Genomic DNA, 14,968 nt, shown 5'->3' with positions numbered 1-14,968 from the left:
ACGATCAAAAATTGGAGACTCGATGTCGTTCGTCATCGTCCTTGCCGCATTGGCGTTCTTGATGTTCGCCGCCTATCGCGGCTACAGCGTGATTCTTTTTGCCCCCATCGCCGCCCTCGCCGCCGTCTTGCTAACCGATCCGGCCGCCGTCGCGCCCGTCTTCACCGGCATTTTCATGGAGAAGATGGTCGGCTTCGTCAAACTGTATTTCCCTGTCTTTTTGCTCGGCGCCGTCTTCGGCAAGGTGATCGAGCTCGCCGGCTTTTCCGAGGCGATCGTCGCGGCCGCCATCCGCTATATCGGCCGAGGCCGAGCGAACGCCGTCATCGTGGCGGTGTGCGCGTTGTTGACCTACGGTGGCGTATCGCTCTTCGTCGTGGTGTTCGCCGTTTATCCGTTCGCCGCCGAACTCTATCGCCAGAGCAATATTCCGAAGCGGCTCATGCCCGGCGCCATCGCGCTCGGCGCATTCTCGTTCACGATGGATTCGCTGCCCGGCACGCCGCAAATCCAAAACATCATTCCGAGCGCGTTCTTTAAAACCACCGGCTGGGCCGCTCCCGCGCTCGGCACGATCGGCTCGGTATTCATCATCATCGTCGGCCTGACGTATCTCGAGTGGCGCCGGCGTGCGGCGCTCGCGAAGGGCGAAGGCTACGGCACGGCGCTCGTGAACGAGCCCGAGCACGTCGGCACGAGCGCGTTGCCGCATCCGCTCGTGGCGATCGCGCCGCTCGTGCTCGTCGGCGTGGCGAATTTCGCGTTCACGAAACTCATTCCGCAGTGGTACGGCGCGGATACGTACACGGTGCCGCCCGACGTGCTGCCGGGCGTGCATACGCCGCTTGCGGCGACGATCAAGACCGTCGTCGCCGTCTGGTCGGTCGAAGGAGCGTTGATCGCCGGCATCTTGCTCGTCGTGCTGACGGCGTTCAATCGCGTTCGCGCCCGCTTCGCGACCGGCACGAAAAGCGCGGTTGCAGGCGCGTTGCTCGCGTCGATGAATACGGCTTCGGAGTATGGCTTCGGCGGCGTGATCGCGGCTTTGCCGGGCTTTCTCGTCGTGGGCGGCGCGCTCAAGTCCATTCCAAATCCGCTCGTGAATGCCGCAGTCTCGGTGAGCTCGCTCGCAGGCATCACGGGCTCCGCGTCGGGCGGTATGAGTATCGCGCTCGCGGCGATGTCCGATTGGTTCGTGAAGAACGCGACGGCCGCGCACATTCCGCTCGAAGTGCTGCACCGCGTGGTGGCGATGGCCAGCGGCGGCATGGATACGCTGCCGCACAACGGCGCCGTCATCACGCTGCTGGCGGTGACGGGGCTCACGCACAAGGAGTCGTATCGCGACATCTTCGCGGTCACCCTGATCAAGACGCTCGCCGTCTTCTTCGTCATCGGCGTGTACTACGCGACGGGGATCGTTTAAAGCGGTTGGCCTCCTCGGGGCGGCGCGCGCCGCCTACCTGAAATCGCAGCTTGCCGTAGCATAGACAGCCGAGCGCACTCCACCTATTACCGGAGAAGATCGATGTCCATCACGCAAAGCAAGCTGTTTTTCATCACGGGAGTCAGCACGGGCTTCGGCCGCGCGCTAGCGCAGGCGGCCGTCGCCGACGGCCATCGCGTCGTCGGCACCTTGCGCGACCAGACCGCGCTGGGCGAATTCGAATTGCTCGCACCGGGCCGCGCCATCGGTAAGCTGCTCGACGTGACGCATACCGACGCCATCGCCGATACGATCGCCGACGTCGAAGGCAAGGTCGGTGGGATCGACGTGCTCGTCAACAATGCCGGCTACGGCTTCGAAGGCCTGCTAGAAGAATCGACGCTGGCCGAATGGCGCAAGCAATTCGACGTCAACGTGTTCGGCGCCGTCGCCATGATCCAAGCCGTGCTGCCCTATATGCGCCGGCGCAAACGCGGCCACATCATCAACATCACGTCGATGGGCGGCTATTTCGCCGCGCCGGGCATCGGTGCCTACAACGGCACGAAGTTCGCCCTCGAGGGGATTACCGACAGCCTGTCCCAGGAGGTCAAAGGCCTCGGCATCAAGGTCACGGCCGTGGCGCCCGGGGCGTTTCGCACCGACTGGGCAGGCCGTTCGATGGTACGCACGGAGCGCTCGATTTCCGATTACGACGCCGTGTTCGAGCCCCTGCGCGCTCACCGCAAGTCCATCAGCGGGAAGCAGCCCGGCGATCCCGCCAAAGCCGCCCGAGCGATTCTGGAGATCGTCGCCTCTGAGAACCCGCCCGTGCATGTCCTGCTCGGCTCGGATGCGGTCAAACGCGTGCACGACAAGCTCGATGCGCTGCGCGCCGAGCTCGACGCTTGGGAAGCGTTGTCGAAATCGACCGATTTTTCCTCATGAAGCGGTGTTCGTGAACGTTCGTTCGCGATGACGAAACCGGCCGCGTTCAAGGGCGAATGCCGAACATGCCGTGCCATAGCGTGCTGAATAACCCCGCATGCGAGGCCGGTTCGGCTTCGGCCGTCTGGGGCGGCGCGGTAGGGGCCGCCGATTCGGCCGACGCATCTGGCTCGCGCCGACCCTTGCTCATATTGCCCGCAGGGGGCGCCGATGCGCGCGACGCCGACAGCGCCGCAACGCCGTGCGCAATACGCGCCGCCAGCGCCTCGTCGCAGCCTCGGCCCAGCAGGACGCCGAACACCACATCGCGCTTATAGCCGCGCTCGGCGTATCGCATCGCGATCGCCACGAATTTCTCGTATCGCTCCCGCTGCGCCTGCGCTTCGCACTCGGCCCGTTCGCGCGCCTGCCGCTCTTCGTCGTCGCGCAACCGGCTCATTTCCTGCGCGAACACCGCATCGTAGACGCGCCGCTGCTCCCCGTCAGACAAAATAGCGTACGCCTGCTTGATTTCTTGGAATGCATCGTGCGCCGCGGCTTCACGCCCCTTATTGCGATCCGGATGGGCCCGCATCGCCGCTTTTCGATACGCGCGCTTGATCTCGTCGTCGGAGGCGTCTTCGCGCACGCCGAGCGCTTCATACAGCGTCACCATGTCTCGTGAAGGGAGGAGTTGCCGGCACGACGATCGTATCACCGGGGCCGGGCAGCCCGAGCCGAAGCGGCGTGTTTCGCCGCCGAAACGGCCTTTAACGACGAAAGCAAAATGTCAGCTTCGGTTTTGAAACGCGGCCGAACTTGCGGGCATGTCATGCGAGCGCCCAAATGAAACGCCCGTCCAAATCTTTTAGTCGCGTAAGGGACTTGATTTCATCGCGCGCTTCGATTTGAATGACGGAGCTTCGAGATCATGTCGCGCATTGAGAGACTGCGCGGCTAAGCCGAGCCTAGTCATACGCCGCGATAAGTTTCCTCCGAAAAGCGTTTTTTTCGAGGGAAGAAGCACCGCGGCCGACGGGTTCCGACGCTAAAACACATAACTTTCACTATAGAAGCGGGCCTCTAAATGAGCGAAAAAAAGAAAGCGCTGATCGAAACCGCGACTCGGTTATTTTCGCAGTTCGGTTTTCACGCCGTGGGCATCGATCGGATCATCGCAGAATCGCGCGTCGCGAAGATGACGATGTATAAGCACTTCCCCTCCAAAAGCCGTCTCGTCGTCGAAGTACTCAACGAGCAAGGTGCCGGTTTCGCGGCCGGAATCGCGGCCGCGGTCGCCGCACACACGGACGCCCTCGATAAGCTGCATGCGATCTTCCAGTGGCATGACACCTGGTTCCGTTCTGAAACGTTTACCGGCAACATGCTGATCCACGCCGCGGCGGAATTTCATGCGGAAGAAAATGAAATCTTGTCCGCATCGGAAGCGCAGCGGCGCGCGTTCGTTCATTCGCTCGAACGCATTCTCGACGAACGTTTCGACCATGAAACGGCGGTGCGGCTTGCGCGCCGTTGCGCGCTGCTGCTCGACGGCGCCACGCTCGCGCGGCAATTGAGCGGCCGCGTCGATGCGGCACGCGACGCATGGGAAATCGCCCAAGCGCTCGTCGAAACCGAACGCATGCATGTCGCCTAGCGGCCAGGGCCGGCAAGCGCGCCGGCCCTAAGAAAATCCGAAAGCGTCAAGCCAAAGTGCGCGCCCTGTGGCGCGTTGTGTTCGTGCACTTTTAAAAGCCGCTGACGCGATCGAACTTCGCGATACACTCATCGCCATGAAATGGGCGCGGAGCCGTGCGTCATGCCTGTCGCAGGTGGCGCTATGCGCGCGCGGCGACAGACATGAGCCCCGCAGAAGCCCGTACAATCGGTTCACCCACGACTCGAGGAAACGTTCGATGCGCACCACCGGCTCTTCCGGGGCAATGACCCTGCTCACCGAAATCCACGACACGGGCGGACATGTCGTCCGCACATTGCGGCTCGAAGCGACAGACGATGGTAAAAGCATTCATCTGATCGAAGTCGACGAGCGCAAGCCCGGCATTCACCGGGAAGTTCGCTACGAAATCACGCCGGCTGAACTGATCGCGGCAATACGGGCGCATGGGGCAGAATTACCGGGCGAGCAGCACGGACGCTAAATTTACCGACAACATATCGTCATTCTGGCGCGATCGCGCAGAGCCATTCATCTCTCTACCACTCGGCAATTGAATCGACCCGCGGCGGCATCATCGCTGCCGCGGGCTTATCGTCCGACTCTCCTGTCAAAATATCGGCGTCGGCAACGTCACCACGAGCCGATAGACCTGATTCGTGCTATCCGCATAAAACGCCGAGCCGATGTGCCACTGCGCGATCAACGTGAACTTGGTATGACGCAGCCGTCCGCTTTGCACGACATAGGTGGGAATAAATCCGAACTCGTGGTGCCGCCCATGGATCGGTTCTCCGTTTCGCTCGTACAGCGAGCCGTACGGCGCTCCGTTTTGCGCATACCGCTGCGCCGCCACGGACGTATCCGCTCCCCAGCCCTGCTGCGCCCAGACCATCGCGGTCAGGCCCGGCACGCCCGCTTGTTTGCCGTCGAACGTATAGCGCAATTGAAGCGACTGTTCATGCGGCGCGTTGTAGTCGACATCCATTGAGTTGACGAGATAAACGCCCGCGGTCTCATCGATGTAATCGAAAAATTCATCGCCGAGAATCTTTTGGTAGGCCACCAGTATTCCGTGGGGGCCGTGCTGAACCGATAGCGACGCGCTGTAAGCATCGTTATGAATCGGTCCTTGCCGCGACGCCCCCGTATCGCGCGTCGCATAGAGATTGGCAAAACCGGTCAGCCTCAACGAATGCACGCTGCCTATGCCATGCTGTAACGACGCATAGTACTGACGCCACACGTCGTCGGCCTGGTCGGCGTATAGCGAAACCGAGCCGTCCGGCGAATAGTCCCAGGTCGCGCCCACGTAGCTGACCCGTTTGAACGACACGCGCCCATAGGTCGTGCGCAGATCGACGAGATTGGTTTGGCCGCGAGGATCCGCTTTCGAAAAGCTGCCTGCCTGCAGCGCAAGGCCGTCGATTTCGCGGCTGAGCAGGGAAGCGCCGAGGAACGTCGGCGGCAGCGCTCGATTGTCGTGCGGGTCGAGGAATGGGTTCGATACTTGTTGCAGACCGTATTGCAGTACGGACTCCGAAATACGCGCCTTCAAACCGTATAAGCCGGGATAGGCCCACGCGAGCCGGTGCTCACCGTCGCCGTGGCGGCCGCTATACACCATGTTGCGGGCACCGCGTCCGCCGTCGAGCTTGAGCGCCCCGAACAGCGCCGCATCGATACCGAAACCGACCGGTCCGCGCGTGAAGCCCGATTCGAATCGGGCCTGAAGTCCCTCGACCCATGCGTGGCGGCTAATGCCGCTTGCATGCAAGTAATCGCTGTAATTGCGCCATTCGAAGCTCAAGCGACTATCGGCGACGAATCCCGCGCTGGCCGCTTGGCTCGAGCGCGGCGCGACGCTTGTTTGCGTCAAGGCGGATTCGGTGCCGACGAGCGCGTTAGGCGTTTTGGCCTCCTGCGCGATCTGTGGCGCCGGCACGGCAGCGGCCGGCGCACGGGCCGGCTCGTCGGCCCACGCGGCGCCCGCACTTACGCCGGCGATGGCATGCAAGCCGCAGGTGAATGCGATCGCGCGCGAACGCGGGCCGACTATCCTGTCAATAGAATGGGGCCGCGACCACGAACGCGCAACTAAGGGTACGATAGCGCCCGTCGCGTGAATATGCGACGAGGCCCTCGCAAAAATATGCGTGGCTTTCATCATGGCGAATGACGGGTTGAAACGCGACGGGAAGGAGCAATCGGCCAATTGCAACGCGCATCAAAGCACGGGCCCTCTTTCTCGGGCAGCTAGCAACGGTGTTGGGGGCCGTCGCACTGGTGCATACCCGAAGTGACGCACGCGGCCAACGCTAGGAGAATCGCGCGCGGCGCTGCGGGCAGCGGCGTGCCGGCAAGCGCCCGCATGAAGCGGGCAAGGCAATCGATGCGCTATCGCATCATCGATCGCCAGCGTTCGAACTCCGCACGCACAACGTGCGAAAGTCATTCGACCTATCAGGGAGAACTTTTAATGAATTCGTCGGCTTCGCAAACGAGATCGTTTACCACGGTCTTTTTAGTCGAAATGTGGGAGCGCTTCGGCTATTACGGCATGGGCGCGCTGCTCGTGCTTTACATGGTCGAGCGGCTGGGATTCGGCGATGCACGCGCAAACCTCACGTGGGGCGCGTTCACGGCACTCGTTTATGCGGCGCCGTCGATCGGCGGATGGATCGGCGACAAAATTCTCGGCACGCGCCGCACGATGCTGTTCGGCGCCATCGTGCTCTCGATCGGCTATGGGATGCTGGCGCTTCCCGACGAGCGTCTCTCGTTCCTCTACACGTCCCTCGGCGTCATCGTCGTCGGCAACGGGCTGTTCAAAGCGAATTCGGCCAACCTCGTGCGCCGCATTTACGAAGGCGACGACGCACGCATCGATAGTGCGTTCACGATCTACTACATGGCCGTGAACATCGGCTCGACGATCTCGATCCTCGCCACGCCGTGGATCAAGGACCGGTGGGGATGGCGCGCGGCCTTCGCCGTTTGCTGCGCCGGCATGATTCTCGGCGTGCTCAATTTCTTGCTGCGCTATCGCTCGCTCTCGCACGTGGGCTCCGGTCCCGACAGCAAACCGATCGTATGGCCGCGGCTGGCCGCGGTGGCCGCGGGCGCGGTGGCGCTGGGCGCAGCCGCTACGTTCGTGCTCGGCAACAAGACGCTCGCGGTGACGTGCGTCGATATCGCGGGGGTCATCATCCTCGCGCTTTTCGGGTACATGATCGCGAAATGCGACCGTTCCGAGCGTGCCGGCCTCGTCGCCGCACTCGTGCTGTCCGCGCAGTCGATCTTGTTTTTCATCTTCTACCAGCAGCAGATGACCTCGCTCACGCTCTTCGCGTTGCGCAACGTCGACCCCTCCTTCTCCTTGTTCGGTATCCATCTGTTCTCGTGGAGCGCCGCGCAATTCCAAGCACTGAATCCGATTTGGATCATGCTGCTGAGCCCGATTCTCGCCTCCACCTATACGCGACTCGCGAAAGGCCGCGGCGACCTCAGCATCGCCGCGAAATTCGCGCTCGGCTACGTCGCCGTGGCGATCGGCTTTCTCATCTATGCCTTCAGCGGCCACTACGCCGTGGATGGCCGAGTCTCTTCGTGGTTCATGGTCTGGGGCTACGGCTTGAACTCGCTCGGCGAATTGCTCGTGAGCGGCCTCGGGCTCGCGATGATCGCGCGCTACATCCCGGCGCGGATGAGCGGCTTCATGATGGGCGCCTACTTCCTCGCGACGGGCATTTCCCAATATTTGGGCAGCGTCGTGGCGAACTACGCGCAAATGCCGTCGAACAACTTGCCGGCTACTCAATCGCTTTCGCTCTACACCGATTTGTTCGGCAAGCTGGGCTGGCTCGCGGTGGCCGGCGTCGTCATGTCGCTGGCGCTGTTGCCGTTGATGCGCAAGCTCTCCGATCAACATCGCCGCGCATCGAACGAGGCGCTCGCCGCTTCGAACGCAGCGAGCATGGCCGCCGAGTGAGCGGCTGACGAAACGCGGCCCTCGCGGCCGCGCCCTAGCCCCGCTCCGCCGACACCTCGCAGAGCATGCGCCAATGGCGCTCGAGCGTACGCGTGGCGTGACCCGATACCACCACGGTCCCACTCAGATGAATGTCTCGGCTGGAGCTGCCGATCAAGACCTGGAATTCGCCGGGCTCGACCACCCGCTCGCCTCGCCCATCGGTGAAATTGAGCATATCGACCGGCAGCACGACGCGAACGGTACGGCGATCGCCCACAGGAACGAACACACGTTGAAATCCCTTGAGTTCTCTCACCGGTCGAACGACCGACGCAACGCGATCCGCCACGTAGATTTGAACCACCTCGGTGCCATCGACGGCACCGGCGTTTTCCACCTCGAAGCTGAATTCGAATTGCCCGCCTTCGATGTCCGCATGCCGATTCGTCCACGCGAGCGCACCGTATTTGAATTGCGTATAGCTGAGGCCGAAGCCGAACGGGTAGCGCGAACCGAAGTGATAAGCCACCGGCGTGCCCGCGCTCTTGAGCTTGTGGTTGTACACGTAGGGCACCGCACCCACGCTCTTGGGAATCGATAACGGCAACCGGCCGCTGAAATTGGCGTCGCCGGAAATCAGCTCGACGAGCGCATCGGCGCCCCCTTCTCCCGGAGAAAACGCGAGGATATGGGCGGCCACCGAGTCCTCCAGGCCGCCGAGGTTGTAAGGCCGCCCGCCCGTCTGAACCACGACGGTCGGCGTGCCGCACGCCACGACGGCGTCCAAGAGCAACTGCTGCACGCCGGGCAACTCGAGACTGTCGGTGTCCGAACCTTCGCCGACGGTGCCGGATTGGAACAGGCCGGATAGATCGCCGACGAAAACGAATGCCACGTCCGCGGATCGCGCCGCGTGAACCGCTTCATCGATCTGCCCGAGGTCGCGGCTCACGGGCGTGCGCCGGTCCTCGCCGATCGCACGCGCCATGTCCACGTCGCCCGGATACACCGGCGTACCCGCGCGGCGCTCGCGGATGATGTCGCACCCTTTGGCGAAAACAACGCGGTCGTCCCCAAAACGCGCCTTGAAGGCCTGCAAAGGCGTCTTGACCGGCGAGGCCGCATGCTCGCCCGCCGTAATCAAATGCACGGGAAAGCTATATCCCGCGAGAAGCGCGAGCGGATCGTCCGCCGTCGGGCCGATGACCGCGACGTTCGAGGGCGTGCCGGCGCCGAGAGGAAGCGCCGCGTCGTTCTTTAAAAGGATGATCGACTCGAGAGCGGCGCGACGCGCCACGGCCGCCGCCCGCGGGCTGTTCACGTTAACGCCGTCGGGGTTCGCGTAGGGGTGCTCGAACAGCCCGAGCCGGAACTTCGCCGTCAGGACGCGGCACACGGCCGCATCGATGACGGACAGGTCGATGTCGCCGCGGTCGATCGCCGTCTTCAGATGCAACGCGCATTCATGTCCCGGCAGTTCGATATCGAGACCGGCGTTGAACGCCAACGCCGCGGCTTTCGCCGCATCATGGGCAACGCCATGGTGCGAATAGAGCAAATTGACGCCCGCATAGTCGGCCACCACGAGACCGTCGAATCCCCACTTTTGGCGCAACGTGCCCTCGATCAAGACCTGGTCGGCGTGGCAGGGAATCCCATCGATATCGTGATAGGCGGGCATGACGGAACCCGCATTGGCCAGCTTCACGGCCATCTCGAAGGGCAACAGAAATACGTCGTTGAACTCTCGCGGGCCGATATGCACCGGTGCATGATTTCGGCCGCCCTCGCTCGCGGAGTGTCCGGCGAAATGTTTCAGCGTCGCGAACAGATCTCGGCGTTCGCCCTGAAGGCCCGATACGTACCGAGTGCCCATCACGCCGACCAGGTACGGATCTTCGCCGAACGTTTCCTCGGTACGCCCCCAGCGAGGATCGCGGGACACATCGAGCACGGGCGCGAGACCTTGGTGACAACCGATCGAACGCGCTTGTTCGCCGATCGTGCGGCCCACTTCCTCGATCAAATCGGCGTCCCACGTCGCCGCGTAATTGAGCGGGGCGGGAAACAGCGTGGCCCCCTCGATCATGAGCCCGACGAGGCACTCCTCATGGGACATCACGGGGATACCGAGGCGCGTGTCCTCGACCATCCTGCGCTGCAACGCATTGAACGCGCGAACGCCCTCGTGCGCCTCCACGGTGTGCGTGCCGAGCGGCCGCGTGATTTGCCCGAGGCCGTGCTCGAGCAACGCGTCGACGGTGATGTCCGTCTCGCGCTGCGCGAAATCCGCGAGACGCCACGCGTGGTTGCCGTCCGCCGACAGCTTCAGCCATCCCGCGTGCAACTGCGCGATTTTTTCTGGCAGCGTCATCCGTCCAAGCAAGTCGGCAACGCGCTCGGCGATGGGAGCCGCCGCATCGCGGTACAGCGCCGATTGTTCAGCAATATCGATTGGCATGGCAACTCTCTGGTAGATGAATGGATGGTCGATCAGGCGCTGAGCCGGGTGAATGCCGCACGCTCCGCATCGCCGAGCCGCGGCAGAGCGAGACCGTCGTCGTCGAAGACATGGCAGGCGTGAGGCGCAGCCGCAAGCGCGACCGGCCGGCCGCGCTCGACATCGACGTCGCCGGAAAGCTTGGCGACGATGTGCGTATCCGCTTGCTCGGCCAGCGCGGCATGCAAATAAGTGCATTCGCCGAACCGTTCGATCAGCCGGGCTTGCGCGCGGACGATCTGGTTCTTCGCGTCGCCGCCGGCAATGGCGAGATGTTCGGGACGAACGCCGAGGGTCGCTTCGCAGCCGGCTCGAAGACGGCGTCCGTCGACCGATGCGGCGAGCAACTCTCCACCCGGTAGACGCAGACGCACGCCATCCGAATCGGCCTCGACGACTTTGACGCGCACGAAGTTCATTCTCGGCGAGCCGATGAATCCCGCCACGAACCGGTTCTTGGGCCGGTGATAGAGATCGAGCGGCGAGCCGACTTGCGCGATGCTGCCATCGCGTTCCATATCGGCGCCTGTATGCAGCAACACGATCTTGTCCGCGAGGGCCATCGCCTCGGTTTGATCGTGCGTAACGTAGACGGCGCTTGCCTGATTGAATTCACGGTGAAGCCGGGCGATCTCCGTGCGGGTTTGAACGCGCAGCGCGGCATCGAGGTTCGACAGCGGCTCGTCGAACAGGAAGACGCCCGGCTCGCGCACGATCGCCCGGCCGATCGCGACGCGCTGGCGTTGTCCGCCGGAAAGCGCGGCCGGTTTCCGGTCGAGAAGTCGATCGAGTTGCAGCGTGGCGGCCGCCTGCCTAACCTTCCGATCGATCACCGCGCCGTCCAGTTTTGCTTGCCGCAACGCGAACGCCATATTCTCGTAGACGCTCATATGCGGATACAACGCATAGTTCTGGAAGACCATCGCGACGTTTCGCTTCGATGGATGAATGTCGTTGACCAACTTCCCGTCGATCCTGAGCTCGCCCGACGTAATGGCTTCGAGCCCGGCAATCATGCGAAGCAGCGTCGATTTTCCGCAGCCGGAGGGGCCCAGAAATACGCAGAACTCATGCGCGTCGATATCCAGGTCGACCTTGCGGACGACCGCCGAATTGCCCTGATACGCTTTGTGGACGTTCTTGAGACTGATGCTTGCCATGATGGGTTAGCCCTTTAACGATCCGGCCATCATTCCCTTGATGACGCGTTCCTGCCCGAACGCATAGACGGCGATCAAAGGGAGCGATGTGAGCGTGACGACCGCAAGCATCGCGGGCACGTTCGATGAGTACTGCCCCTGGAAGTCCCATATCGCGAGAGGCAGGGTGCGGTGCCCCGGCGTCGACGTCAGGACGTACGCGAAGATGAACTCGTTCCACAGCGCGACGGCGTTATAGATGGCGACGGTGGCGAGCCCCGGCGTGGAAAGCGGGAAGTAGATTCGCCAAAAGATCTTGAGCGGCCCGCAGCCATCGAGGCACGCGGCCTCCTCCAGCTCTCGCGGAATCTGCCGCATGAACTCGGTCAAGATGAAGATCGAAATCGGTAAGCTGAACGCGACATACGGTCCGATCAGCGCGAACGCGGTGTCGTACAAACCGATATTCCGAATCAGAAGGTAAATCGGAACCAAGGTTGCGTGGATGGGCACGACCATCGCCGCCACCACGAGCCCGAACAACGTTTTGCCAAAAGGAAAATCGAGCCGCGCGAAGGCGTAGGCCGCCATCGAACTCAACACGACGATCAACAGCACCGATACGCCGACCACCCAAAGGCTGTTTCGCAGATAGGTAAAGAACGGGCCCTGCAGGATCGATGCATACTGGGAAAGATCGATTCGCTGCGGCAGGGCCCATACCGAGCCCGAAAACGACTCCTCTTGCGACTTGAAACTGGTGACGATCACGAACAGGAACGGAAGCGTGGTGACGGCCAGCCATACGAGCGCAAGGACGTAAGACACACCGCGCTTGGCCAATGCCGTTTCCCGAATTGTCGACGCGGCCATGGTCAAACCTTTTGCGAATAGCGTTGCGTCGCACGCATGGCGGCGGCGGCCACGAGCGCAACGATCAAGAACATCGCAGAAGCGATCGTGCTTCCATAGCCCAGTTGAAACGAGCTGAACACCTTGTTGTACATATAGGTCGCCATGAGTTCCGACGCGTGCTCGGGACCGCCGCCCGTCATCACGAAGACGAGATCGAAGTACCTCAGGGAGCCCAGCACGGCCAATAGCATCGCCGTGCGGATCGTGCCTTGCAGGTGCGGGAGTTTGATGCGCCAAAAGATCGTGGATTCGGAGGCGCCGTCCAGTCGCGCCGCTTCGCTCAATTCGACCGGAAACGAAGCAAGGCCCGCGAGGAACAGAATCATGTAGAAGGGAATGTTCTGCCAACAGATCACGGCAATCGTGGACGCCAGCGAAAAGCTCGGATCGCCGAGCCAATCCTGAGCGAAGCGATCGAGCCCGATCGCACGCAAGCCCACGTTCAAAGGGCCGAAGTTCGGATCGTAGACATTCTTGAACAGCACCCCGATCGCGACGCTCGACATCAGCAGCGGCAGAAAATAGAGCAGCTTCAATACGCGCGAGCCCTTCCCCGCCTTATCTAGCATCACGGCCAGCACGAGTGCGATGGGCAATTGAATGACGACCGAAAAGAGCGCCAGCAGAAGGTTGTTGCGCAGTGCCTGCCAGAACACCGCGTCATGCGACAGGTGCACCCAATTGGCGAGGCCCGCGTAGCGCGCACCGTTTCCCAATCCGTTCCAATCGAGCAGCGAGAGACGAAAACTGCCTACGAGCGGATACAGCAGGAACACGCCGAGCAACAGTATCGACGGCGCGAGCAGAACGACGATGCTGATCCAATGGGAAGCGATTAAGCGATGCCGATTCGATACGTTCGATACCTCGGATTCAACCGTAACGGTACTCAAAACCACCTCCGGTTCTCAGTCCATTCAATGGATCGATGCCAATCAATTCGCCGCGCTTTTGGCCGCCTCTTGCATCTGCTCGGCCGCGGCTTCAGGCGTGATCGAGAGACCGAACAGCGCTTGTGCGAGGTCTTTGTGCCGTTCGCCCAACCGCGGCGGCAGCTCCTGGTCGTACCATAGCTGCACGCTCGGCGCTTGTTCGATCAGCGCCTGCACGCGTTTCATCAAAGGATCGGAAAGGCGGACATCCTTGATCGGCGGAATGCGGTCGTCGGCCACTCGGCCTTTCATGGCCGCGTCGTCGGTCATGGTTTCGATCAACTTGAACGCGGCGGCTTTGTCTTCGCATTGCGCCGAAATACTCAGGAAGCTGTCACCGACGGTCCCGACGACATCGCGCGGATCGCCTTTTCCGCCGGGTACGCTCGGAAACGGAAAGAAATCGAGCTTTTGATAGAACGACGGATTCTCTTTGCGGATCGTCGAAGCTTCCCATGTACCCATCAACTCCATCGCCGCACGTCCCGAATACAGCAATCGCCTCGACCCACCGATGTCGTAATCGAGCCCGTTGTAGCCCGGAGCAAAGCCGCCTGCTTTCACCAAGTCCTGGATCATCTTGCCCGCCTCGACGAATGCCGGGTCGGTAAAACTGCCGCCTCCGTTGACCGCGCGCTGAAATACACCGGGCCCGCCCAGGCGATCGACGAGGTACATGTAGTACATCGATCCGGTCCACTTGTTTTTGTTGGCCAGCGCGAACGGAGCAACGCCATGCGCGTTGAACACTTTGACCACATTCATCAACTCGGGCCAAGTGGTGGGCGGACTCAGGTGATATTTCCGGAACAAGTCCTTGTTATAGAAAACGACCGCGACCGCGATGTTCTCTTCGGGAATCCCATAGATTTTTCCGCCGGTGGTGACCGCCGTCCACGATGTCGGGAGAAACCGGCTCTCGAACGCTGGGTTCTGCTTCAGGAACGGAGTCAAGTCGGCCACTTGGCCCGATGTCACATACTCCCGAAGCCCGCCGCCCCCCCATGAATCGAACACGCATGGCGGCTGCGCGGCGCCGAAGGCAATTTTCAGCTTGGCCTTGTAGGGATCGTTGAGGACATGGGACGACTCCACCTTGTTGCCGGGGTTCGCTTGTTCGAAGCGAGCGACCGCGGCCTGCAGATTGGCCGGCTCGTCTCCGCCGGTTTGGTGATCCCATTCGACGATCGCCTTGCCGGACTGCGCGCAGGCTGTTCCGATCGACAGCGTCGAAATAGCCGCGAGCCACGTTGCCGCACACACGAGTTTGGTTAGTTTGCCGACCCGCATCCATGCCTCCATCGTTGTTTTCGCGCATAACGTTATCGCTAACGTTATATGATGTTATTTTTCGAGGAGCAGGGCTGCCATCGGTGTTTACCCGTCGCCGCGTATCGGCGCCTCCATTCCCGATTCGACTGCCATTCCAGCGCTATATTTCGAACAAATCGATCGCTCTCGCTCACGCCCCGAGTCCT

General features: G+C 61.9%; 12 protein-coding genes. 5 read left to right on the top strand and 7 right to left on the bottom strand.

The window, feature by feature from the left end; all coding sequences use genetic code 11:
* Nucleotides 1-22 precede the first annotated feature (22 nt).
* Together C0Z18_RS13135 and C0Z18_RS13130 are read left to right on the top strand one after the other, a co-directional pair.
* On the top strand, nt 23-1,426 hold the full coding sequence (locus C0Z18_RS13135) for a GntP family permease (RefSeq protein ID WP_102645836.1): 1,404 nt from the start codon (nt 23-25) through the stop codon (nt 1,424-1,426).
* 108 nt (nt 1,427-1,534) lie between these two features.
* Nucleotides 1,535-2,374 (top strand): oxidoreductase, encoded by an 840-nt coding sequence (locus C0Z18_RS13130; RefSeq protein WP_199189447.1) that lies wholly within the window; start codon nt 1,535-1,537, stop codon nt 2,372-2,374.
* Between the two features lie 46 nt (nt 2,375-2,420).
* On the opposite strand, the gene C0Z18_RS13125 is transcribed toward C0Z18_RS13130, so the two are convergent.
* Nucleotides 2,421-3,029 carry a J domain-containing protein gene (locus C0Z18_RS13125; RefSeq protein WP_102645834.1) on the bottom strand — a complete coding sequence of 203 codons (609 nt, stop codon included), beginning with the start codon at nt 3,027-3,029 and terminating at the stop codon, nt 2,421-2,423.
* 411 nt (nt 3,030-3,440) lie between these two features.
* On the opposite strand from C0Z18_RS13125, the gene C0Z18_RS13120 reads away from it, so the two are divergent.
* Nucleotides 3,441-4,010, top strand: coding sequence for a TetR/AcrR family transcriptional regulator (locus C0Z18_RS13120; protein WP_102645833.1), 570 nt, complete (start codon nt 3,441-3,443; stop codon nt 4,008-4,010).
* Nucleotides 4,011-4,269: 259 nt separating this feature from the next.
* The gene (locus C0Z18_RS13115; protein ID WP_102645832.1) at nt 4,270-4,515 is read left to right on the top strand and encodes a hypothetical protein; all 246 of its coding nucleotides are present in this window, start codon (nt 4,270-4,272) and stop codon (nt 4,513-4,515) included.
* 126 nt (nt 4,516-4,641) lie between these two features.
* Here C0Z18_RS13115 and C0Z18_RS13110 read toward each other — a convergent pair whose 3' ends face one another.
* A complete protein-coding gene (locus C0Z18_RS13110) occupies nt 4,642-6,048 on the bottom strand; it encodes an OprD family outer membrane porin (RefSeq protein WP_233217298.1) in 1,407 nt (468 codons plus the stop codon).
* 462 nt (nt 6,049-6,510) lie between these two features.
* On the opposite strand from C0Z18_RS13110, the gene C0Z18_RS13105 reads away from it, so the two are divergent.
* The gene (locus tag C0Z18_RS13105; RefSeq protein WP_102645831.1) at nt 6,511-8,022 is read left to right on the top strand and encodes a peptide MFS transporter; all 1,512 of its coding nucleotides are present in this window, start codon (nt 6,511-6,513) and stop codon (nt 8,020-8,022) included.
* A gap of 34 nt (nt 8,023-8,056) precedes the next feature.
* On the opposite strand, the gene C0Z18_RS13100 is transcribed toward C0Z18_RS13105, so the two are convergent.
* Genes C0Z18_RS13100 through C0Z18_RS13080 form a run of 5 tightly spaced genes read right to left on the bottom strand, consistent with a single transcriptional unit; the run spans nt 8,057 to nt 14,780 of the window.
* On the bottom strand, nt 8,057-10,465 hold the full coding sequence (locus C0Z18_RS13100; RefSeq protein WP_102645830.1) for a glycoside hydrolase family 3 N-terminal domain-containing protein: 2,409 nt from the start codon (nt 10,463-10,465) through the stop codon (nt 8,057-8,059).
* Nucleotides 10,466-10,497: 32 nt separating this feature from the next.
* Complete coding sequence (locus C0Z18_RS13095) at nt 10,498-11,664, bottom strand: ABC transporter ATP-binding protein (protein ID WP_102645829.1); 1,167 nt, start codon at nt 11,662-11,664, stop codon at nt 10,498-10,500.
* 6 nt (nt 11,665-11,670) lie between these two features.
* Entirely contained in the window at nt 11,671-12,516 is an 846-nt protein-coding gene (locus C0Z18_RS13090) for a carbohydrate ABC transporter permease (RefSeq protein ID WP_102645828.1), read from the bottom strand.
* A gap of 2 nt (nt 12,517-12,518) precedes the next feature.
* The gene (locus C0Z18_RS13085; RefSeq protein WP_233217297.1) at nt 12,519-13,451 is read right to left on the bottom strand and encodes a carbohydrate ABC transporter permease; all 933 of its coding nucleotides are present in this window, start codon (nt 13,449-13,451) and stop codon (nt 12,519-12,521) included.
* Nucleotides 13,452-13,493: 42 nt separating this feature from the next.
* The gene (locus tag C0Z18_RS13080) at nt 13,494-14,780 is read right to left on the bottom strand and encodes an extracellular solute-binding protein (RefSeq protein ID WP_102645907.1); all 1,287 of its coding nucleotides are present in this window, start codon (nt 14,778-14,780) and stop codon (nt 13,494-13,496) included.
* Between the last annotated feature and the right edge of the window lie 188 nt (nt 14,781-14,968).

This window comes from Trinickia dabaoshanensis, from assembly GCF_002879885.1.
GTDB classification, from domain to species: Bacteria; Pseudomonadota; Gammaproteobacteria; order Burkholderiales; family Burkholderiaceae; genus Trinickia; species Trinickia dabaoshanensis.
This window is presented reverse-complemented; position numbering and strand designations above follow the sequence as displayed.

Bases quoted from the DNA above. Each gene is read 5' to 3' on its own strand.
- C0Z18_RS13135 (WP_102645836.1), top strand. From the start codon at position 23: ATGTCGTTCGTCATCGTCCTTGCCGCATTGGCGTTCTTGATGTTCGCC.
- C0Z18_RS13125 (WP_102645834.1), bottom strand. From the start codon at position 3,029: ATGGTGACGCTGTATGAAGCGCTCGGCGTGCGCGAAGACGCCTCCGAC.
- C0Z18_RS13120 (WP_102645833.1), top strand. From the start codon at position 3,441: ATGAGCGAAAAAAAGAAAGCGCTGATCGAAACCGCGACTCGGTTATTT.
- C0Z18_RS13115 (WP_102645832.1), top strand. From the start codon at position 4,270: ATGCGCACCACCGGCTCTTCCGGGGCAATGACCCTGCTCACCGAAATC.
- C0Z18_RS13105 (WP_102645831.1), top strand. From the start codon at position 6,511: ATGAATTCGTCGGCTTCGCAAACGAGATCGTTTACCACGGTCTTTTTA.
- C0Z18_RS13100 (WP_102645830.1), bottom strand. From the start codon at position 10,465: ATGCCAATCGATATTGCTGAACAATCGGCGCTGTACCGCGATGCGGCG.
- C0Z18_RS13095 (WP_102645829.1), bottom strand. From the start codon at position 11,664: ATGGCAAGCATCAGTCTCAAGAACGTCCACAAAGCGTATCAGGGCAAT.
- C0Z18_RS13090 (WP_102645828.1), bottom strand. From the start codon at position 12,516: ATGGCCGCGTCGACAATTCGGGAAACGGCATTGGCCAAGCGCGGTGTG.
- C0Z18_RS13080 (WP_102645907.1), bottom strand. From the start codon at position 14,780: ATGCGGGTCGGCAAACTAACCAAACTCGTGTGTGCGGCAACGTGGCTC.